The organism is Microbacterium esteraromaticum, assembly GCF_900163815.1.
Taxonomy (GTDB): Bacteria; Actinomycetota; Actinomycetes; order Actinomycetales; family Microbacteriaceae; genus Microbacterium; species Microbacterium esteraromaticum_B.
The window spans coordinates 1-21107 of sequence record NZ_FUKO01000012.1 but is presented as its reverse complement, the minus strand read 5'-3'; the positions used below and the strand labels follow the sequence as shown (position 1 = coordinate 21107).

Annotated in this window: 22 protein-coding genes and 1 tRNA gene; 7 read left to right on the top strand and 16 right to left on the bottom strand. The window is 65.1% G+C overall.

Going from position 1 to position 21107, the window contains the following annotated elements; genetic code table 11:
* Window positions 1-158 precede the first annotated feature (158 nt).
* The 4 genes from FM104_RS03435 to FM104_RS03425 all read right to left on the bottom strand — a co-directional run bounded on the left by FM104_RS03435 (window position 159) and on the right by FM104_RS03425 (window position 3621).
* On the bottom strand, window positions 159-584 hold the full coding sequence (locus FM104_RS03435; protein WP_087130069.1) for a type II toxin-antitoxin system VapC family toxin: 426 nt from the start codon (window positions 582-584) through the stop codon (window positions 159-161).
* A complete protein-coding gene (locus tag FM104_RS03430) occupies window positions 581-841 on the bottom strand; it encodes a type II toxin-antitoxin system Phd/YefM family antitoxin (RefSeq protein ID WP_087130068.1) in 261 nt (86 codons plus the stop codon). The genes FM104_RS03435 and FM104_RS03430 overlap by 4 nt, the downstream gene beginning before the upstream one ends.
* A gap of 92 nt (window positions 842-933) precedes the next feature.
* Window positions 934-1056 carry a hypothetical protein gene (locus FM104_RS16715; RefSeq protein WP_256971503.1) on the bottom strand — a complete coding sequence of 41 codons (123 nt, stop codon included), beginning with the start codon at window positions 1054-1056 and terminating at the stop codon, window positions 934-936.
* 210 nt (window positions 1057-1266) lie between these two features.
* Window positions 1267-3621 carry an ATP-binding cassette domain-containing protein gene (locus tag FM104_RS03425; RefSeq protein WP_087130067.1) on the bottom strand — a complete coding sequence of 785 codons (2355 nt, stop codon included), beginning with the start codon at window positions 3619-3621 and terminating at the stop codon, window positions 1267-1269.
* A 173-nt stretch (window positions 3622-3794) separates the two neighbouring features.
* Between FM104_RS03425 and FM104_RS03420 the strand changes: the two genes are divergently transcribed.
* Window positions 3795-4331 (top strand): HdeD family acid-resistance protein, encoded by a 537-nt coding sequence (locus FM104_RS03420; protein ID WP_256971502.1) that lies wholly within the window; start codon window positions 3795-3797, stop codon window positions 4329-4331.
* A gap of 64 nt (window positions 4332-4395) precedes the next feature.
* On the opposite strand, the gene FM104_RS03415 is transcribed toward FM104_RS03420, so the two are convergent.
* Window positions 4396-5160, bottom strand: a complete 765-nt coding sequence (locus FM104_RS03415) for an SDR family oxidoreductase (RefSeq protein ID WP_087130065.1) — start codon at window positions 5158-5160, stop codon at window positions 4396-4398.
* Between the two features lie 113 nt (window positions 5161-5273).
* Here FM104_RS03415 and FM104_RS03410 point away from each other — a divergent pair, with 113 nt between their 5' ends.
* From FM104_RS03410 to FM104_RS03395, 4 genes are all read left to right on the top strand, one after another.
* Window positions 5274-5747, top strand: coding sequence for an NfeD family protein (locus tag FM104_RS03410; RefSeq protein WP_087130064.1), 474 nt, complete (start codon window positions 5274-5276; stop codon window positions 5745-5747).
* Window positions 5748-5755: 8 nt separating this feature from the next.
* Window positions 5756-6688 (top strand): SPFH domain-containing protein, encoded by a 933-nt coding sequence (locus FM104_RS03405; protein ID WP_087130063.1) that lies wholly within the window; start codon window positions 5756-5758, stop codon window positions 6686-6688.
* Entirely contained in the window at window positions 6685-7461 is a 777-nt protein-coding gene (locus tag FM104_RS03400) for a glycerophosphodiester phosphodiesterase family protein (RefSeq protein ID WP_087130062.1), read from the top strand. Before FM104_RS03405 ends, FM104_RS03400 begins: the two co-directional genes overlap by 4 nt.
* A 120-nt stretch (window positions 7462-7581) precedes the next feature.
* Entirely contained in the window at window positions 7582-7968 is a 387-nt protein-coding gene (locus FM104_RS03395) for an RNA polymerase-binding protein RbpA (RefSeq protein ID WP_087130061.1), read from the top strand.
* 1 nt (window position 7969) lies between these two features.
* Here FM104_RS03395 and lnt read toward each other — a convergent pair whose 3' ends face one another.
* From lnt to FM104_RS03350, 9 genes are read right to left on the bottom strand one after another with little or no spacing between them, the layout of a single operon-like run.
* Entirely contained in the window at window positions 7970-9499 is a 1530-nt protein-coding gene (lnt, locus tag FM104_RS03390; protein ID WP_087130060.1) for an apolipoprotein N-acyltransferase, read from the bottom strand.
* 4 nt (window positions 9500-9503) lie between these two features.
* Complete coding sequence (locus tag FM104_RS03385; protein WP_087130059.1) at window positions 9504-11978, bottom strand: DEAD/DEAH box helicase; 2475 nt, start codon at window positions 11976-11978, stop codon at window positions 9504-9506.
* Window positions 11975-12739, bottom strand: coding sequence for a twin-arginine translocase subunit TatC (gene tatC, locus FM104_RS03380; protein WP_087130255.1), 765 nt, complete (start codon window positions 12737-12739; stop codon window positions 11975-11977). Before tatC ends, FM104_RS03385 begins: the two co-directional genes overlap by 4 nt.
* Before the next feature lie 57 nt (window positions 12740-12796).
* On the bottom strand, window positions 12797-13054 hold the full coding sequence (locus tag FM104_RS03375) for a twin-arginine translocase TatA/TatE family subunit (RefSeq protein WP_087130058.1): 258 nt from the start codon (window positions 13052-13054) through the stop codon (window positions 12797-12799).
* 29 nt (window positions 13055-13083) lie between these two features.
* Window positions 13084-14073, bottom strand: coding sequence for a helix-turn-helix transcriptional regulator (locus FM104_RS03370; RefSeq protein ID WP_087130057.1), 990 nt, complete (start codon window positions 14071-14073; stop codon window positions 13084-13086).
* Window positions 14073-15071, bottom strand: a complete 999-nt coding sequence (locus FM104_RS03365; RefSeq protein ID WP_087130056.1) for a helix-turn-helix transcriptional regulator — start codon at window positions 15069-15071, stop codon at window positions 14073-14075. Before FM104_RS03365 ends, FM104_RS03370 begins: the two co-directional genes overlap by 1 nt.
* Window positions 15068-15976 carry a hypothetical protein gene (locus tag FM104_RS03360; protein ID WP_087130055.1) on the bottom strand — a complete coding sequence of 303 codons (909 nt, stop codon included), beginning with the start codon at window positions 15974-15976 and terminating at the stop codon, window positions 15068-15070. The genes FM104_RS03365 and FM104_RS03360 overlap by 4 nt, the downstream gene beginning before the upstream one ends.
* Window positions 15977-15986: 10 nt before the next feature.
* The gene (locus FM104_RS03355; protein ID WP_087130054.1) at window positions 15987-16997 is read right to left on the bottom strand and encodes a tRNA (adenine-N1)-methyltransferase; all 1011 of its coding nucleotides are present in this window, start codon (window positions 16995-16997) and stop codon (window positions 15987-15989) included.
* Window positions 16994-17680, bottom strand: coding sequence for an HAD family hydrolase (locus tag FM104_RS03350; RefSeq protein ID WP_256971501.1), 687 nt, complete (start codon window positions 17678-17680; stop codon window positions 16994-16996). Before FM104_RS03350 ends, FM104_RS03355 begins: the two co-directional genes overlap by 4 nt.
* An 80-nt stretch (window positions 17681-17760) precedes the next feature.
* On the opposite strand from FM104_RS03350, the gene FM104_RS03345 reads away from it, so the two are divergent.
* A complete protein-coding gene (locus tag FM104_RS03345) occupies window positions 17761-18603 on the top strand; it encodes a PAC2 family protein (RefSeq protein WP_087130053.1) in 843 nt (280 codons plus the stop codon).
* A gap of 51 nt (window positions 18604-18654) precedes the next feature.
* On the opposite strand, the gene FM104_RS03340 is transcribed toward FM104_RS03345, so the two are convergent.
* Complete coding sequence (locus FM104_RS03340) at window positions 18655-19485, bottom strand: undecaprenyl-diphosphate phosphatase (RefSeq protein ID WP_087130052.1); 831 nt, start codon at window positions 19483-19485, stop codon at window positions 18655-18657.
* A gap of 48 nt (window positions 19486-19533) precedes the next feature.
* On the bottom strand, window positions 19534-20829 hold the full coding sequence (locus FM104_RS03335) for a M20/M25/M40 family metallo-hydrolase (protein WP_087130051.1): 1296 nt from the start codon (window positions 20827-20829) through the stop codon (window positions 19534-19536).
* Between the two features lie 110 nt (window positions 20830-20939).
* Here FM104_RS03335 and FM104_RS03330 point away from each other — a divergent pair.
* Window positions 20940-21022, top strand: a tRNA-Leu gene (locus tag FM104_RS03330).
* The last annotated feature ends 85 nt before the right edge of the window (window positions 21023-21107 follow it).

Here is a 21107-nt window from a genome sequence, read left to right as displayed (position 1 = left end):
TCCCTCACGAATTCACAGTCGATAACCCGGCGACCGACGTTACGACGGGATTTCACCAGCAACGCACCGGCGCATCACCTCGAGGGACGTGTAGATCATGCCAATCGTCTTCCAGTAATCTGACATAATGTGCATTATCGGTTATTCCTCACAGGAGGTCATCCATTGGTGTTGACGACGTGGAGCCCGTGACGATGCCACGATTCGCAGAGGACATTGTCACCGGACACTGCAACGACATCCAGGCCTGCAAGCCTCAACGCGCTCGCGCACTGAATAGCGTCATAGCCGCGAAGCGCGTCAGTGCGCGCGAGCGATGCGGCTGTCCGCATCAAGGTCTCATCAACCTCGACTGCGGAAATCTCCTGCCAGAGGTCAGCGAGCACCGTGAGGGCAGCTTCATGCTCATCTGCATCGATTCGATGTGCGCGAACGGCAGACGCCAGCGCCGCAGACGCCTCGACGTAGGTCACCCGGGAAGACAACTTCGCACTGGCTCCATCCCACAGACGTGCGCAGCGTGACGTAGTCGGTTCGGCGATAAGGAGCGGAACCAGTGCCGATGTATCCAGATAAACGATCATCTGCGTTGTTCTGTGATCAGATCGCTGACTAGTACGCCTTCACCGACCTTCACCGGTTCGAGTCTTGACTCCCCATAGCGTCCCGCCGGTGTCACCAGGCCCTCAGCGATCAGTCGTTCCAGTGCGCTGGGCGCGTCGTAGGCCACCAGGCGAGCTACTGCTTTGCCGTGATCCGTGACCACGACCTCCTCGCCTTCGCGTGCGGCCGCAACATACTTGCTGAGTCCGTCGCGCAGCTCCCGAATGCCTACGTTCATCACTCCCCCAGCCATTATGGCGTGTTATCTACCTTGATTATAGCCACAATGCGATCCGAGCGCTTATCGCTGACCCTATTGCCGCGATGCTGTCAGCTCCAGAGTTTGACCAAATGCCGTTCGTCGGGACGGAGCAGCTGGCGGATGCGCGCATCGAATGTCACCAGCGCGCACCCGTTCACCGCTGCGATGTTCACCAGATGCAGATCTGGCATGCCGCCGGCGATACGTCATCCGCAAGCCATGACCAGCCCGGGGCATCTCGGAAGGTCTGCACCTGTGCCAGCGCCTCGGAAGAGCTGAGAGCACGGCCCACGACCGCTTCTGTCAGCATCGACCGTAGAAGACCGAGTTCGGTGACCGGCGTGGGTGCACCAGGAATCGGCCTGAGAAATCCGCATCGATGTCGTCCTGGTCGTGCATCCTCACGCTCCGACGTACGCCGCAAGATGCTTGCCGGTGAGGGTCGAGCCGTCTGCGACGAGGTCCGCCGGCGTTCCCTCGAAAACGACACGTCCGCCGTCGTGACCTGCCCCTGGCCCGATGTCGATGATCCAGTCGGCATGTGCCATCACCGCCTGATGGTGCTCGATGACGATGACCGTCTTGCCCGTGTCGACGAGGCGATCCAGCAGCCTGAGAAGGTTTTCGACGTCGGCGAGGTGCAGCCCCGTCGTCGGTTCGTCGAGCACATAGGTGCCCGCCTTCTCCCCCATCTGGATCGCGAGCTTGATGCGCTGCCGCTCCCCACCGGACAGCGTCGACAGTGGTTGCCCGAGGGCGAGATAGCCGAGCCCGACATCGTCCAGGCGGCTCAAGATGGCAGCAGCCGTGGGAATCCGCGCTTCGCCATCGCTGAAGAATGCGAGCGCATCGGAGACCGGTAGGTCGAGCACCTCGGTGATGTCGAGCCCACCGAGCTTGTAGACGAGCACATCGGCCTGGAAACGCTTGCCTCCGCAGTCCTCGCACAGCGTCTCGATCGTGTCCATGAAGCCGAGCTCGGTGACGATCACCCCAGACCCCTTGCAGGACGGGCACGCGCCCTCGGAGTTCGCACCGAACAGCGCCGGCTTCACACCATTCGCCTTCGCGAACGCTTTGCGGATGGGCTCCAGCAACCCGGTGTAGGTGGCCGGATTGCTGCGCCGTGAACCGCGGATCGCGGTCTGATCGATCGACACGACATCAGGCAACGGCGAGATCGAACCGTGCACCAGCGAGCTCTTGCCTGATCCCGCAACGCCCGTGACGACGGTGAGCACCCCGGTCGGGACGTCGACGTCCACATCCTGCAGATTGTTCGCGTCAGCGCCCCGCACCGCGATCGCGCCGGTGCGCTCTCGCACAGCATCCTTCAGCGTGGCGCGGTCGTGCAGGTGTCGGCCGGTGAGCGTATCGCTCTTCGTGAGGGCGTCGACGGTCCCTTGGAAACAGATCTCTCCGCCGGCGCTGCCTGCGCCAGGGCCCAGGTCCACCACCTGATCGGCGATCGCGATCGTCTCCGGCTTGTGCTCGACGACGAGCACGGTATTGCCCTTGTAGCGCAATTGCAGCAAGAGCGCATTCATGCGCTCGATGTCGTGCGGATGCAGTCCGATCGTCGGCTCATCGAAGATGTACGTGACGTCGGTGAGCGATGAGCCGAGATGGCGCAGCAGCTTGATTCGCTGCGCCTCTCCCCCGGATAGCGTGCCGGACGGACGCTCAAGACTGAGATCGCCCAAGCCGAGAGTGACGAACGAATCCAGGTTGGCGCGCAGCGCATCCAGCAACGGGCCCGCGCCATTCAGGTCGAGGCCACGAACCCAGTCAGCCAGCTCCGTCACCTGCATCCGGCACGCGTCGGCGGTGCTGATCCCGTCGATCTTCGATGCCCGAGCGCCCTCGGTGAGCCGCGTGCCCTCGCATTCCGGGCACGTGGCGAACGTCGCAACCCGCTCGACGAAGGCACGGACGTGCGGTTGCAGCGCGTCGACATCCTTCGACAGCATCGACTTCGTGATCTTCGGGATCAGTCCCTCATAGGTGATGTTGATGCCGTTGATCTTGACCTTGGTGACCTCGCCGTACAGAAACAGCTGCCGCTGCTTGTCGGTGAACGCTTCGACCGGCTTATCGGCGGGATAGAACCCGGACTCGGCGAATTGTCTGACCATCCACCCATCTGCCGTGTAACCCGGCACCATGATCGCGCCAGCTTCGAGCGACTTCGACTGATCGACGACCCGCGCGAGATCGATGTCCGACACCGCTCCCCTCCCCTCGCACCGCGGGCACATGCCGCCGAGGTAGATCGCATCCTTGACGATCTTCTTCTCGCCTTTGGGCCCGGTCATCACCCCGCTCGCCTTCTGCGTGGGGATATTGAACGAGAATGCCGTCGGTCCACCGATGTAGGGCTCGCCCAGCTTGGAGAACAGAATCCGCAGCATCGCATTGGCATCCGTCACCGTGCCCACCGTCGAGCGCGGGTTCGCGCCGAGGCGCTCCTGATCGACGAGAATCGCGGTCGTCAGTCCCTCCAGCACGTCTACATCCGGGCGTGGCACCGAGGGCATGAACCCCTGCACGAACGCGCTGTACGTCTCATCGATCATGCGCCGAGACTCGGCCGCGATCGTATCGAACACCAGCGAACTCTTGCCCGAGCCAGAGACTCCCGTGAACACTGTCAGCCTGCGCTTCGGCAGGCTGACAGTGATATTCTTCAGGTTGTTCTCGCGCGCGCCTTCGACGCGAATGCTGTCGTGGCGGTCGGCCGGATGCCCATCAGTCACTGCGGTTCCCTCGTGCTCAAGAAGTGCGGATGCTGTCAGTTCGTTCCCTGCGACTCGGCGGCCCTTACGCGCCAGCGCATATGAGCACTACTGTGAGCACTACCTTGCATGTCATCTCCGAAAGGACCATTATGACCGCCGTTCCTTCTGCTGTCCCGGGTTTTCTGCGTTCCGTGAGGATCTTTCTCGGACTTTCGGGGGCCATCGCACTGATCGCTGGGTTGGTTCTGCTGATCTGGCCCGGAAAGTCCGCCGTGATCGTCACCGGCATCTTCGCGACCTACCTCATCATCGGCGGCCTCGTCTACCTGGGGCTTGCCATCTTCTCCGGTAAGGGCGGCGGCTGGTCCCGCATCGGCCACATCGTCCTGGGTCTGCTCTACATCGCCGCGGGCATCATCGCTTTCGCGAACCTCACGGCTGCAACGGTCACGCTGGCCATCATCGTCGCGATCTTCATCGGCGTCAGCTGGATCGTCGACGGCGTCGTGTCATTGAGCCTCCTCGGGCACAACGCGACTAAAGTCTGGACTCTGCTCTACGCCCTGTTGAGCATCGTCGCCGGCATCGTCGTCCTGTTCTCGCCGCTGTATGCCGCAGCCCTGCTCTGGATGATCCTGGGTATCTCGCTGGTCGTGCTCGGAGCGATGCAGATCGTCCGTGCGATCACGATGAACAAGGATGCCGCGACGGCAGCTGCTCACGTCTGACATCTGTGGCGAACACAGAAGGAGGCGGTACCGATATCGGTACCGCCTCCTTCTGTGCGAGAAGCTACTTGGAAGCGAAGTCCGAGGTATCGCCCGTCAGTCGTGTGTTGTCAGCGGGCACCGGGTCGACCGCGGCCTGAGCCACCTCGGCGGCGAATTCCGAGACGTTGTAGAGCTTGCCGGCAGACTCGCGACGTCCGGCGATCGCGCCGGGGTTGGCCCGCTCGAGCAGAGTCGCAGTGATCGTGCCCTCGATCATGTCGCCCGAGACGACCGTTAAGCCGATGCCCTTGGCTGCAAGGCCGGGGATGAGCTCGCGCAACGCATCTTCGCCGGCGCGCTTGGACTTCGCCACCGGTTCGTATTCGGGCATTGTCGGTGTGGTGCGGATGAAGTGCGCCTGGTGGCTGGTGACGAACACGATCCGTGCGCCATCACCCATCAGCGGCTCCGCCGCCTGCAGCACATTCACCTGCGCGTCACGGTTGAGCTTGAGGGCGTAGTCCTCTGCCATTCCAGACTCCATGCCGCCGGAGGCATTGAGAACAAGAATGTCGAGCCGACCGAACTCCTCACGCACGCTCTGGAACATCGCGGAGACGGAGTCGGGATCGGTCAGATCGGCCCCTACAACGAGCACACGGCGTCCGAGTGCCCGTAGCTCGTTCGCGAGCTTCTCAGCGCGGGGGGCCTTGTTGCGGAAGTTGATCACGACATCAGCGCCGGCTTCGGCGAAGTAGCGGATCGTGTCAGCGCCGATCCCTCGTGACGAGCCGGTGACGAGCGCCACCTTCCCGTCAAGGGATCCGGCCGGAAGGATCTGGGTCATATCGATTCCTCGTAGTGCTCGGGGATCGCACGGTCGGCGACACCCCACCCTACATCGGCAACCGCCCCTGACCGGGCGGATCGCTGCGTGATACGTTGACCACAGGAGGCGGCATGGACGGTTTTGCGACATCGCTTGCAGGCATCGAAGATTGGGCCTGGATCGGCTGGTTGGTGCTGATCGCCCTGTTCCTGGTCATCGAGATGCTGACCCTCGACTTCACCTTCCTGATGCTGGCATTCGGCAGCGTCGTCGGCTTGGTCACCGATCTCGTCGGCGTGCCTATCTGGGCGCAGGTCATCATCGCCGCCGTCGCCGCGGCCGCTTTCATTCTCTTCCTGCGCCCGCCGCTGCTGCACCGGCTGCGCCGCGGCGAGGACCCGACGAAATCCAACGTCGCCGCCCTTATCGACCTGCGCGGCATCGCTCTGCACGACATCACCCAGGTCACCGGTCAGGTCAAGCTCAGCAACGGCGATACCTGGACCGCCCGCAGCGCTGATGGCACGCCGATCTTCGAAGGCAGCCGCGTCGCGGTCTCCGAGATCAGCGGCGCTACCGCCATCGTCCGTCCCGTGACCGAATAGGAGCACTGATGAACGACGCCTCGTTCATTCCCACCGCGATCGCCTGGATCCTGGCGATCGCCGTCATCATCTTCGTGCTGGTCACCCTGGCCCGCGCCATCCGCATCATTCCGCAGGCGACCGCCGGCATCGTCGAACGCCTGGGCAGGTACCACAAGACTCTGCAACCCGGTCTGAACATCCTGGTGCCGTTCATCGACCGACTTCGGCCCCTGCTGGACATGCGCGAGCAGGTCGTCTCATTCCCTCCGCAACCGGTGATCACCGAGGACAACCTCGTGGTCTCCATCGACACCGTCGTGTACTTCCAAGTGACGGATGCCAGGGCCGCGACGTACGAGATCGCGAACTACCTGGGTGCCGTCGAGCAGTTGACCACGACGACGCTGCGAAACGTCGTCGGCGGTCTGAACCTCGAAGAGGCGCTCACCAGTCGTGACGAGATCAATGGGCAGCTGCGGGTCGTTCTGGATGAGGCCACCGGCAAATGGGGCATTCGCGTCTCGCGCGTCGAGCTGAAGGCGATCGATCCGCCGGTCTCCATCCAGGACTCCATGGAGAAGCAGATGCGCGCCGAGCGCGATCGACGCGCTGCGATTCTCACGGCTGAGGGCTCGAAGCAGTCGCAGATCCTCGAAGCCGAAGGGCAGCGCCAGGGCGCGATCCTGCGCGCCGAGGGCGATAAGCAAGCGGCTGTGCTGCGTGCACAGGGCGAAGCAGAGGCGATTCAGAACGTCTTCAGCGCGATCCACCAGGGTCAGCCCGATGACAAGCTCCTCGCCTACCAATACCTGCAGATGCTGCCGAAGATCAGCGAGAGCGCATCGAGCAAGTTGTGGATCATCCCCAGCGAACTCACCGAGGCGCTCAAGGGCATCGGCACAGCGTTCACCCCCAAGGGTGACGGGTCCGTTGGCGTCGACAAGTACCCTGGCGCGTGACGCACCCGTACCTCGCCGGAACCGCCCATCCTCGAGTCCTCGCCCACCGCGGACTGGCATCCGCACCGGGTGAGGATTCGTCCATCTGGGAGAACACCGCGGCGGCCTTCGCCGCCGCCGATGCCGCCGGTGCCGAATACATCGAGTCCGACTGCCAGGTGACCGCCGATGGCGATATCGTGCTCTTCCACGACGAGACGCTGCAGCGACTGTTCGGCGATGCCCGTGCCGTCAGCGAGGTGCGCACACTCGAACTCCGGCGCCTGTTCGCCGACTATGGTGGCCTGCTCACGATCGGTGAGGCGCTGGATGCGTTTCCCAACGCCCGGTTCAACATCGATGTGAAGACGGATGCCGCAGCCGAGCCGATCGGGGCGCTGGTCGCACCCCACGCGCATCGCGTGCTGCTGTCGAGCTTCGACGACAGGTGCCGGCGCGCTGCACTGGCATCCACGATGCGGGCCGGTGCCAGCATCCGCCCGGCGACATCGGGTGGACGCTCGATCATCGCGGCTCTGCGCGTGCTCTCTGCTCTGCACCTCTCCCCTGCCCGCGTCCTGCGCGATATCGACGCGGTGCAGATCCCCGAGAAGCACAGCGGAGTGCGGCTCTTCACACCGCGACTGGTGCGCACAGCTCACCGGTTCGGCGTGGAAGTGCACGTCTGGACCGTCAACGAGACGGCCGATATGCTCCGGCTGAGAGACGCTGGAGCAAACGGCATTATCACTGATCGGGCTGACGTGGCACTGCGTACACTGGACAGGCCCTGATACACCGTGTGAAACACTTTTTTCCTGGGATTCCGCTGTGAGTTATGCGCGGAACTCCGGAGTGTGGATGAAGCGCACAGGCGCACGCGTTATACCTGACAGCGACGAGAGGACCACACAATGGCAGATCGCAGCCTTCGCGGCATCCGACTGGGTGCCCAGAGCCTTCAGAGCGAAGAGGGCGTCGTGTTCATGGAACGACGCGCCACTTTGTACAAATGCGAGACGTGCGGCCACGACACGACCCTGATGTTCTCGGCCGACGCCGAGCCGCCGCAGACCTGGGAATGCCGCAGCTGCGGTGCAGATGCAGTGCTTCAGGTCGATGGTGCCTCGGTTCAGCTCGAAACCGCCGACGAGAAGGCGGTGCGCACACCGTGGGACATGCTGCTGGAACGCCGCAGCGTGGAGGAGCTCGAAGAGCTTCTCGCAGACCGTCTCGCCTACGTCCGCGCACGCCGCGGCGCCGGTGAAGACCCGACGAAGCGCGAGCGCGTCGGCGCCTGAGCTACCGTTGCCGTCGATTCAGTGCGCCGGCGACGAGCAGCACCATAGGCCCGGTGATCAGCAGCGCGAGTTGCACCCACGGGCCCAGCAGTATCCCCGCCGTGAGGCCGGATCGCAGTTCGACATCGTCGAGCAGCGCTCCGGCCTCATCTGCGTCCAGGGAAGACACTGTCGAGCCATCGGGACGGATGATCTGGCTCGTGCCGACAGTGGATACGTTGACCACGCTGCGCCCGGTCTCGATCGCCCGCATCCGGGCGAAGGCGAGTTGCTGCAGGTTCTCTTCGGTGCCGCGGAAATCGGCGTTGTTCGTCTGGAAGACGAGCACCTGTGCTCCAGCCTCCACCCCTTCACGGATGACCTCGTCATAGATCACGTCGAAGCAGATGGCGAGACCGACACCCACGTCTCCGACATGAACGATCGGCGGGTTCGAGCCGGGCGTGTACTCGCGCTGGATCAGTCCGACCAGATCGGGAGCGAGCAGGTTGAAGAACGCGCGGTCCGGAACGTATTCGCCGAATGGCACGGGATGCCGCTTATCGTGCAGCTGCGTTGCCGTGCCTTCTGCCGTCCACAGAAACGACGTGTTGAAGATGTCGTCGCCGCGTTCGGTCGCGGTGTTGGCCAGCAGCGGAGCATCCATGCTCGTCACGACCCGCGTCAGACGCCGGGCCGTCGATGAGTCCTGGAACGGGTCGTAGTCGACGCCGCCCTCTGGCCACACGATCAGGTCGATGTCTTCGCCGTGCAGCGGCTCCGTGGCCGCCATCTGGGCGGTGATGACCCCGTACTCCTCGCGCTTGTCGAAATAGCCGGTGGTGCCATTGCCCTGCACCGCTGCGATACGCATGCTCCCGGCATCAGCGGTGGGAAACAGCGGCGTGAACAGCAGAACCAGCACGGCGGCGACCGGAGCGATCAGCGCTGCAGGCCGCCGCCATGTGCGCAACCGGACTACTTCGATCAGCAGGGCGACGACGGCGACCATCAAGAAGCTGAGCCCGCTCACGCCGACCCAGGATGCCACCGCGGCGAACGGCCCCTCGGATTGGGTCATGCCCATGCGCGCCCAGGGGAACCCGCCGTACGGCCAGTTGCCGACGAACAGCTCCTGCATCGTCCACAACGCCGCGACGGTGAGCGGCAGCGCGATGAGGCGGCTCTTCGGCCAGACTCTTGGCATCCACCGATACGCCAGCGTGATCGGCACGAGGGCCACCGCGGTGAGCGCCGCCTCGAGCGTCGCCAGGGCCGCCCAGGGCACCGGGCCGAGGTAGCGCGACGTCCATGACACGAGCAGGAAGAAGAACACCACCCCGTAGATCGCGGAGACGAGAATCGCGCCACCGACTCGGCGGCCGTTCAATGCGAGCAGGAGCAGTGCGAGGGCGACAAAAGCGAGTGGCCATGCGCTGAATGCGGGGAACGCCAGGTACATCGACAACCCGGCGGCCGCAGCCATCCAGGTGGCCACCCAGAGCGGCATCATCGGGCGCGGCAGAGCCGGGGCGTTCTTCGTCTTCTTCATCAGGTCAGACAGTCGTGTAGGAGACGATTCCGCGGCGGATGCCATCCAGCGAGCGCCGTGCAGTGCGCGCGAGATCGCCGTCCTCTGCGACGATCGACAGCTGGTCGAGCAGATCGATCGTCTGCTTCGCCCAGCGCACGAAGTCACCGGCGGCCATGTCGGCGTCGATCAGCACCCTGTCCAGCGACCCGCCGCGCGCCCACGAGTGCATCGCCGCGGCGAGGCCCGGGGCCAGTGGCTCGCTGCGCGGCAGCGAGTAGTCGTGCTCGAGCTCATCGAGTTCGGCCCACAGCCGGATCGTGGCGTCGTAGGCGATCCGGAAAGCGCCTCGCGGCATACCGCGCTCACCCATGGTCTGCTCGTCACGGCGCGGCTCGTAGACCAGGCAGCTCGCCATGGCAGCCAGCGAGGGTGCGTCGAGATTGCGCCAGAGGTTTTGACGAAGCGACTCGGCGACGAGAAGGTCACGCTCGCCGTAGATGCGACGCATGGTGCGCCCAGCCTCGGTGAGCACCAGGTCGTCACCGCTGCCGTCGAGATAGTCGACGACCTGCAGCACCTCGATGACACGGTCGAAGATCCGCGCGACTGTGCCAGTGCGGGTCTCGATCTGACGGCGGATGCGATCGGTGTCGCGCTTCAGCGAGTAGTAGCGCTCTGCCCAGCGGGCGTGCGCCTCGCGGTCGGGGCAGCTGTGACAGCTGTGCCGCTGCATGCGAGTGCGCAGGGTCTGGATCTTGCGCAGACGCTTCTCTCGCGCGACGCGCGGCCCGCCGGCATCCTTGCGGTTCTTCTTCTCGAGGTCGCTGAGCTCTCGGCGGATGCTGGCGTAGTCGAGAAAGTCGCCCTTCTCGCAGGTCATCGCATCGGAGTACCCGCGCAGTGATTCTTCGGCCTCGCGGACTTTGCGGGCGAGGCCGACTACTGCTCGATCGGCCTGGAACTGCGCGAACGACGATTCGAGGATCTCGCGCGCCCTGGCCCGTCCGAATCGGTCGATCAGGTTGACCGCCATGTTGTAGGTGGGCCGGAAGCTCGAGTTCAGCGGATATGTGCGCCGTGACGCCAGCGATGCCACGGCCTGCGGGTCCATGCCATCGACCCACTGCACGACCGCATGCCCTTCGACGTCGATGCCACGACGACCTGCGCGGCCGGTCAGCTGGGTGTACTCCCCCGAGGTGATCGGCACCCGCGCCTCGCCGTTGAACTTCTCCATCTTCTCGAGCACGACGGTGCGCGCCGGCATATTGATGCCCAGCGCGAGGGTCTCGGTGGCGAACACCGCCTTGACGAGCTTGCGCTGGAAGAGCTCCTCGACGACCTCTTTGAACGCGGGCAGCATGCCGGCGTGGTGCGCGGCTACGCCGCGCTCGAGGTTCTCACGCCATTCCCAGAAGCCGAGGACGTCGAGCTCATCATCCTGCAGCGAGCGAGTGCGGTCGTCGACGATGCCGCGAATCTCTTCGCGCTCCTCCTGGGTGGTCAGATGCACGCCGGATCTGCGCACCTGTTGCACGGCGGCGTCGCATCCAACCCGGCTGAAGATGAAGAAGATCGCGGGGAGAAGATTCGCGCGCTCGAGCAGCTGCACGACTGCCGGCCGGTCGACGCGTTCGATGCGCCGACCGCCGCCCGAATGCACCGGCGCCCCACCGCCACGACCTCGACGCTGCGCGTGCCGGCCGCCGTAGCGGCCACCGGACTGCTGCTGGCCCCGCCGATGATCGCCTTCGCGAGATCCGCCGAACGGTCGGATGCGGAGCAGTTCCTGATTCACCCGGGTCGTGGAGCCACCTGCGCGATCATCGAACAGCGGCAGCAGGTCATCTCGTACGAGAACGTGCTGCTCCAGCGGCACAGGCCTGATCTCCGAGACGATCACCTCGGTGTCACCGCGCACGGTGTCTAGCCAATCGCCGAATTCCTCAGCATTCGAGACGGTCGCGCTCAACGCCACCAGGCTCACGCTCAGCGGCAGGTGCAGAATCACCTCTTCCCAGACCGGGCCGCGAAAGCGGTCTGCCAGGTAGTGCACCTCGTCCATGACCACATAACGCAGATCGCGCAACGCATCGGAGTCGGCGTACAGCATGTTCCGCAGCACTTCCGTGGTCATCACGACGATCCGCGCATTGCCGTTGATGTTCGTGTCGCCGGTGAGCAGGCCCACATGCTCTGCCCCGTAGACGGCTACCAGCTCGCGGAACTTCTGGTTCGAAAGCGCCTTCATCGGCGTCGTGTAGAACGCTTTGTCCCTCGGCGTCTGCATCGCCAGGTGGATTGCGAACTCCCCCACGATGGTCTTGCCCGCACCCGTCGGTGCGGCGCACAGGACGCTTCGACCACGCTCCAGTGCGTGACAGGCCTCGATCTGGAAGGGATCGAGGTCGAAACGCTGCTGATTCGCGAATACCTGAGTCTGAGGGTGCTGTGCCGCTGATCGCGCTGCGGAGTAGCGCTCAGAGGGGGATGTCATGCGGTGCTGACGTCAGGATCGAGTCCGGCTGCGATGGTGCGCTTGCGCTTGCGCCGATCGAACAGCATCGAAAGGAGTCCGGCAGCGAAATAGAGCACGATGAGGATGCCGGCCAGCATGAGCATCGAGAAGATATCCGCGGCGGGTGTTGCGATCGCCGCGAACAACGCGGAGATCAGGACTGCGACCCGCCAGCCCTTCACGATCGCACGTCCGGTGATCACTCCGGCGAGGTTCAACGCGACCATGAACACCGGGAGGACGAACGAGACACCGATGACGATCACGAACTTGAAGATGAAGTCGTAGTACTCGGCTGCCTTGAAGTAGTTCACCGCGTTTTCCGGCACGAAGTTCGACATCACCTCGATGACGTGCGGTGCGACGATGATGGCGACGTAGACGCCCGCGAAGAACAGCGGAATCGCCGAAACGAGGAACCAGATCGTGTAGCTGATCTCTTTGCGCGTGAGCCCGGGCATGATGAATGCCCACACCTGCCAGAGCCAGATAGGGGCCGAGAGCAGGAGCCCGATGGCGAACGCGATTCGCAGACGCAGGTTGAACGCTTCGGAGACCGTGCTGAACATCAGCTTGGCGAAGTCAGTGCCGTGCTTGGCATCGAGGACGTGAATCGGCTCTGTGATGAACGCGATGATGGCATCCGTCGCGATGAACGCCACCACCATGCCCACTGCGAGGCCGATCACCGCGATGATCAGCCGGTTTCGGGCCTCACGCAGATGCCCACCCAGAGACATCCGTCGATCGCGCTTGGTCCCCTGAGGCTGCGCGTCGACTTCCACTGCCGCCACGGGCTAAGAGGCTCGGGGCGGCGTGTCCTGGTCGGCAGGACGCTCGACGGCCGGTGCCGTGGACCCCGTGGCCGGGGCGTCAGTGCCATTCGCCGTGGTGGCGGGCTCGTCGTCGTCCTTCATCGCCTTCATCTCACCCTTGAAGACGCGGGCGGACTGCCCGATGCTCTTCGCCAGCGCCGGCAGCTTTGCTGCGCCGAAAAGAAGCAGGATGATGATCAGAATGATCCACAGGTGTGGCCCTGCAAAAAGATTGCCCATGGATTTCTCCTCTTGTGGGTCGGGTTTTTTCAGTCTAGCTCGGAGCCCGGCGTGTCGGGTGCTTTGTAGAGATCGAGTCCGCACGTCGCCCACTCGCGTGTCGCCGCACGCGCAGACGGTGGATCGAGCACCTCCAGCGCGCCGCCGAAACGGGCCGCGATCCTCTTGATTCCGCGCGGGTCGCCCATTCGCATGCTGAGCGTGACGACGCCATCCGCGTCATCGATCACCTCGTGCGGGAACGCCCCGAGCAACGGGACGAGCGCTTCTGGTAACCGAATCGTGACCTTCCCCGCAGACACATCCTGGTCGGATGATGTCGGCGTGACGGCATCCGCATGAGTGATCTCGATGTCGGTGAGCTCCGGGTCGCTCACCCGGTCGAGATGGAATGTGCGCACCGCGCGACGCAGGTGGCACCAGCCCTGCAGATACCACTGGCCGTTCGTGATCAGGATCTGCATCGGATCGACAGTTCGAGTCGTGACGGCGGCATCCGGCGCCTGGTAGCGGAACGACACCGCGACGCCGTCGTGGAGGGCCCGTGAGACGAGCTGCTGCACCTCGCTGACGGCCGTCGGAGCGACCACGAGGTCAGGCGGTGCATCCGCTGCGCCGCGGGCGAGTTTCGAGATCAGCCCCGCGACGAGACCCGAGTCGGCGACCGCGGGCACGGCGGCGACGAGCTGCAGGCCCGCCATCAGTGCAGCCGCCTCGCGCGCGGTGAAGCGCGGCACGCGACGCAGGGCGACGTCATTCGTGATCTCGATCATCCCGTGCTGATCGAGCAGATCCCAGTCGATGTCGAACATCTCCTGCGGCAGCTGCCAGTATCCTGACTCGCCAGGCAGACCGATCACGGTGAGCTTCTCCACCATGGAGCGCATCTCGTTCGGCGTGACGCCGAACTCGTCCGCTGCCTCGTCCAGAGTGACCTGGCCGCGCTCGAGCAGATACGGCACGAGAGTGAGATAAAGCCGAACGCGGTCGGCGGCCAGCAGCGGCCCGGGTGCAGCCATCATCGTTCTCCCCCACCCGTCGACTGATGCGCGTCGACGACCGCCGACAAACGGGCGATCACGCTCTGTCGAAGAGCGGCGGGCTCCACCACGCGCACCTCTGGGCCGTACGTCGCCAGTTCGTCTGCGAAGATGTGCAGGTCGACGTAAGGCACCCTGATCCCCTGCCGTGCCGCGATCGACCGGCGACCGAGCCGCAGCGCGGCCTCAGTGCCCGGCGTGACCTCGAGCAGCGCGTGCTGACTGGCTGCCACGGCAGCGAGACCTTCGAGAGCTCGGTCGGCGGCCCCGTCGCGCAGTGCGGCGTCGAATGTCTGCCCGGTGATCTTCACATCGCCGGTGACGCGGCTGAGCAGAAATGTGCGCTCGGCAGCGGCGTCGATGTCGATGCCGAAGACGTGCCAGCGCGACTCGTACTCGAGGAGCGCGAGGGGGCGGATGCGCCGTCGCGTGGGTTCGTCCTCACCTGGCTTGAGATAGTCGAAGACAGCGACCCGGCTGCGTTCGATGCCTTCCTGCAGCTTCGGAAACGCGGCATCACGCACCGCGATGCGCGGGGCGAATCCGATGATCTGCTCGTCGCCGTCGATCCCCAGCGCCCGGATCTTGCGCACGCCCGCTTGCGCATCGACCGACACGGACTCCTCGCTCCAGACGCTGCCGGCGAGCCGCAGAACCGCGAGTTCGGCGGGCGTGAACTCGATGTCTGCCGGAAGGTCGTATTCCGCGAGCGGGATGCGGTAGCGAGCTTCGCGGAGATCAAAGGGGTCAGCGGGATCACCCAGCGTCTCGATCGGGACGCCCATCGTGCGCAGCTCGTCTTTGTCGCGCTCGAACATCTTCTCGAGGGCGTCCGGCTTCGCGCCTGCCTCTGCGCGCTGACGGTACCCCGAGACGTTGTCGAGGATCTGCTGCTTGGTCAGGCCGATCTCCGTCGCCATCAGCGCGACGACGAGATTGGTCAGCCGCTCTTCGGCAGGGATCCTCGACGACGTCATTTCTGAAGCAACTCCGCAGGCACGATGCCGAGCACATCGATGACGTACGCAGTCGCGTCACCACCCTCTCCGGGCACGACAACCAGCAGCTGCGATCCGACGGTCGCCTCAGAGATGGCCTTCAGCGCATCTTCGGGCAGCTTCGACGTGTCGAAAATAGGTCCGCTGTCCCAGGTGGTGCCGGCCACCGAGCGGTCGGCCCAGCGGACCGCCGTGTGCAGAAAGAGCGGGGTGCCGTCTGCCACGGTCTCCCCGTCGCCTTCGATCAGCGTCTGGACTACGGCCTTCTCAGGCGCGGCGCTGTCGGGGATGATGATGCCGGGCCGCCCATCGGGCGCGCGAACGACGGTAGGAAGGCCCCGGGCGTCGTTGAAGACATCGCGTCCCTCTGCCTTGGGCCGGAGCGTGTACTGAATGTCGTAGATCGCAACGAGACTGCCGTTGTCGCCGATCCCGACCTGCGCTGCCATGCCTTCAGGCAGATCCTTCGCCGGCAGTGCGACGGCGACGCGGCTTCCCGCGGTCGCGCATTCCAGGGCCTTGTCGACCCCGGGAAGCTCGGCATCGGCCGATTCCGGGCTCCACAGGTTCACCGCGGCGTGAATCTGCGCGCCGGTGTCGCCGTTGAGCAGCACGCGGGTCATGATCGCGCTCTGCGCGTCGGAGCTGATCGCCCGTCCGTCGCCGACGATGAGATCGGTATAGGTCATGTGACCGGTGCGAACCTGCGCCTCGAGGCTCGCGGCCGGCGCGCCGATATCGCCACTCACCTGCACGGAAGAAGCCAGTGTCGCCGAGCTGTCGCGATCACAGGCGACGCCGTCGAAGGTCGGCGCGGAGGAGCAGCCGGTCAGAACGAATGCAGACAGGGCGAGGGCCGAAAGGGCAGCGGTCGATTTACGCACGCGCCCCAGTCTATTCCGAAGCGTCGGCCTCATCGCGCGACGCGGCCGCCGCGCGCGCGCCGGTCGCGGCCTTCTGCGCTTCGCGGACGCGCTTGCGGAGGTTCTTGTCCGTGATCTCTCGGTCGCCGACAGCGCCAGGAGTCCACAGTTCGACGTCCTCGTCGCCATAGCTCGATTTCGAAGCGCGCCGCTTCACTTCCGGCGCGATGGCACCGGGCGCCAACCGCCGTGCGGTGAGCAGGAAGCCGGTGTGAGCCACCATGCGATGATCCGGCCGCACGGCGAGACCCTCGACATGCCACCCTCGGACCATCGTCTCGGACGCGTCGGGGTCGGTGAACTGTTCGGTGCCACGGATGTACTCCGCTACGCGAGAGAGCTGCGTAGCAGTAGCGATGTAGCAGATGACGACGCCGCCGGGCGCGAGTGCCTGCGCCACGACGTCGATGCATTCCCACGGGGCGAGCATGTCGAGGACGACGCGGTCCACCGTGCCGGTCTCGAACTGCTCGGGCAGCTGCTCGGCGAGGTCGCCCACGACGACGTTCCAGGTGTCCGGAGCGCCGCCGAAGAAAGTCTCGACATTGGCCTTCGCCACTTCGGCGAAATCCTCCCGACGTTCGAACGACGTCAGGCTGCCGTCCTGGCCGATGGCGCGCAGCAGAGCCAAGGACAGAGCGCCGGACCCCACCCCGGCCTCCACCACGACAGCACCGGGAAAGATGTCGGCCTGCATGATGATGGCCGCGGAATCCTTCGGGTAGACGATCGCGGCGCCCCGAGGCATCGACATCGCGAAGTCACGCAGCAGCGGCCGCAGGGCGAGATAGTCGTGACCGGCACTGTTCGCGACGACGGAGCCATCCGGCTGACCGATCAGGTCGCTGTGCTTGAGCACGCCATGATGGGTGTGCAGCTCACCGTCTGCACGCAGCGTCACCGTGTGCATCCGCGCTTTGGGCCCGGTCAGCTGAACTCGGTCTCCCTCTCGGAACGGCCCGCGGGGTCGCGACGCGCTCATCGCGCCGCCCCCTCGTGCAGTCGCGCATGCAAGTCGCGAATATCCGCAGCCGTTCGGTCCTCGAGAGAGGGCCAGAGCTCGTGCGCCCCAAGGCCGTCAAGGCCCACGATGTGCGGAACGCCGAGGGTCACGGCGCCAGAAGCAAGCCCTGAGGCAAGGCCCGTCGGCGAGTCTTCGATCACGACAGCATCCGCGATGTCGATGCCGAGGAGCGACGCCGCCTTCAGGTAAGGGTCGGGAAAAGGTTTGGGCCGAGCGACCTCGTCACCAGCGACGACCACATCGAACGCGGTGAAGCCGATCAGGTCGACGACGCTCGTGGCCATCCGCTTGAGCGACATCGTCACCAGACCCGTCGGTATGCCGTCGGCGCGCAGGTCGGTGAGCAGCTCGCGTGCTCCAGGACGAAACGGAACCCCCTCGGTGCGCAGTCTCTCGGCGACGCCGTCCGTCAGCAGCTGCACGATCGCCTCTGCCTCCATGTCGACGCCGGCGTTCTGAAGGATCTTCGCGCTGTCGATCAGGGCATTTCCCACCAGCTGCAGCGCATCTTCGTGGGTCCAGGTGCCACCATATGACTCGACGAGGTCGGTCTCTACGGCCATCCAATACGGTTCAGTGTCGACGAGGGTACCGTCCATGTCCCACAGGACTGCGCTGGGCTTGTTGCTCACTGAACCCATGGTAGCCCGGGTCTTCGCGCATCACCGGCCGCGGGCGGCTAGCCTGGAGAGACCCCTCGGGACTGACAGGAAGGAGCGCGGTGGACGTTCTCGGCTCTCGGATCATCGTCGCAGCGTTCGACGGATGGAACGACGCGGGCGAAGCCGCCAGCGGCGCCATCGCCAGTCTGCAGGAATCCGTCGAGTACGAGCGGGTGCATTCCGTGGATCCCGAGCTGTATTTCGACTACCAGTACACGCGACCTTCGACGCAGATGGATGCCACGGGACGACGTGCGCTGACGTGGCCCGCGGCGACGCTGTGGCGGCCGACTGTCACGGTCGACGGACCCGAGCTGTGGCTGCTGACGGGTGCGGAACCTGCCCGCGCCTGGCAGGCGTTCGCGAACGAGTTCATGGATATCGCGCTGCGCGACGACGTGACCGGTTTCGTCACGCTCGGAGCGATGCTGTCAGATGTTCCGCACACGCGACCGATTTCGGTGTTCACCTCCAGTCAGGACGACCGCGTCCGCGACGCCCACGGCTTGGAGAAGTCGACGTACGAGGGGCCCGTCGGCATCCTCAGCGTCTTCGAGCACTTCGCTGAGCAGGCGGGGATCCCCTCTGCCAGCATGTGGGCGAGTGTGCCGCATTACGTCGCCACTGCCTCGCCGTCGCCGAAGGCCACCCTCGCGCTGCTTGATCGGCTCGAAGAGCTCACTGGCGTGGGGCCGGCTCGGGAGCACCTGCGCACAGCATCCGCCGCCTGGGAAGCCTCGATCGATGCGGCCGCCGCCGAGGACGAGGACATGACCGAGTACATCCACCAGCTGGAGCGCACGCGCGACACCTGGGACTCCCCCGATGCCTCCGGCGATGCGATCGCGCAGGCGTTCGAACGCTACCTCCGTCGCCGCGGCGACGGCCCCGACAAGCGCTGATCGCTCCGGACGCCTGAGCCTGTCGAAGGGCCGCTCGTCCGAGCGCGGAGATCAGAGCGCGGGAACGGTTCCCGTCGCAAGCAGCACGATGAGCGCGGTTCCGAGCAGGATGCGGTAGATCACGAACGGCAGGAAGCTGCGCTTGGAGATCCAGTTCATGAAGAATGCGATCACGCCCAGTGCGATCACGAACGCGATGCCGGTGGCCGCGAAGGTCTCGCCGAGGCCGAAGTGCTGGTTCGGGTCGTCCCAGTGCTTGAACAGCTGGTAGAACCCGCTGCCGAAGACGGCCGGAATCGCGAGCAGAAAGGCATAGCGTGCGGCGGCCGCGCGCTCGTAGCCGAGGAACAGCCCCATGGTGATCGTTCCCCCGGAGCGAGAGACCCCCGGCACCAGTGCAAGAGCCTGCGCGAACCCGTACGCCACGCCGTGCGGGTAGGTCAGCTGATCGAGCTTGCGCTTCTTGGCACCCATGTAGTCCGCGATGCCCAACAGGATGCCGAAGCCGATCAGCATGATCGCGATCAGCCAGAGCGACCGGAGCACGGTTTCGATCTTGTCCTGGAACAGGAGGCCGAGCACCACGATCGGGATGCTTCCGATGATGATCAGCCAGCCCATCCGGGCGTCCGGATCATTCCGCGGGGCCTTGCCCGCCAGTGACCGGAACCACTGCCGGATGATGCGCACGATGTCTCGCCAGAAGAACACGACAACGGCCGCTTCGGTGCCGATCTGCGTGATGGCGGTGAAGGCAGCGCCGGGGTCTTCACCCGAGGGCAGGAAGATCCCGAAGATGCGCAGGTGCGCGCTGGATGAGATCGGCAAGAACTCGGTGAGTCCCTGGAGGACGCCGAGAATGAGGGCTTCGAGCAGGTGCATACAGGGCTTTCTGACGTGGCAGGTGAAGTGCGGGAGAGCGGATGCCAGTCAGCAGGACCGCAGCAGATCGGCCAGCACCCGCTGACCGAAGACAAGCGATTCTACGGGAACACGCTCGTCGACGCCGTGGAACATCCCGGTGAAGTCGAGATCCGCGGGCAGCTGCAGCGGTGCGAAGCCGTACCCCGTGATGCCGATGCTGGCCAGCGCCTTGTTGTCGGTGCCGGCGCCGAGAAGATAGGGGATCACCGGAACGCCCGGGTCGTGCTTGCCGAGGGCCGCGACCATCGCGTCGACGAGGTCGCCTTCGAACGGGGTCTCCATGCCGATATCGCGCACGACGGTGTCGATCTGGATGTCGTCGCCTACGATGCGCTGCAACTGGGCGAGCACATCGTCTTCGGTACCGGGGATCACACGGACATCCACGAGCGCTTCCGCAGTCTCCGGAATGACGTTGTGCTTGTACCCGGCGGTCAGTGCCGTCGGGTTCGCCGTGGTGCGGAACGTCGAGCGCAGGAACGCCTCGGCGGGTCCCGCCGCCGCAGCGAGGGCGTCGGGATCGTCGGTCGTGCGACCGGTCAGCTCGCCAAGGCCCTGCAGCAGTGCCTCGGTGGTCGGCGTGAGTCGGATCGGCCAGCGGGTGCGCCCGATCGCCGCGACGGCTTCCGCGAGCCGCGTCACGGCGTTGTCCTCGTGGTATCGGCTGCCGTGCCCCGCGCGGCCCTTGGCGACCAGTCGCAGCCACATCAAGGCCTTCTCCCCCACCTGCAGCAGGTATGCGCGCTGATCGTCGACGGTGATCGAGTAACCGCCCACTTCGCTGATCGCCTCGGTGGCGCCCTCGAACCATTCCGGCTTATCGCGCACGACCAGAGCGGAGCCCTCGACGCCGCCGTTCTCCTCATCAGCGAAGAAGACCAGGATCAGATCGCGATCGGGCTGCTCACCGGCGCGCAGCAGGTCGGCGACCGCGGTGAGGATCATGGCATCCATGTTCTTCATGTCCACAGCGCCACGACCCCACAGCATCCCGTCGCGGACGACGCCCTCGAATGGGTCGACGGTCCAGTCCTCGGCCATGGCCGGGACGACGTCCAGGTGTCCGTGCACGACCAGCGCCGGCCGCTCCGGGTTGCGTCCGCGCACGCGCGCCATCACGTTGGTGCGGCGCGGGATCGGCTCGTAGTATTCCGGCTCGAGTCCGAGGCTCTTCAGATAGGCGCCGACGTACTCGGCAGCCTCGCGCTCGCCGTTCGCCTTTCCACCGCCGAAGTTCGAGGTATCGATGCGGATCAGGTCACGGGCGATCGCGGCGACCTCGGGCAGTGCTGTCTCGGACATGAGTCCAGGCTATCGAAGCGGCGAGCCACGCCCGGGCGTCGGTTCGGTTCGTAGCCACTGTGGAAACCTGGTAACGTTTCTCTCCGGTCGGCAACGACTTTTCATCACCTGCGCGGGTGGCGGAATGGTAGACGCGCTGCGTTGAGGTCGCAGTGCCCGCAAGGGCGTGGGGGTTCAAGTCCCCCTCCGCGCACGGATGTCCTGAGTCGCGACATAGTTTACGAACTTGTCGCGGCTCAGGGCTTTTTTGTTGTCTGATGTGTTGACGGCTGACGGGG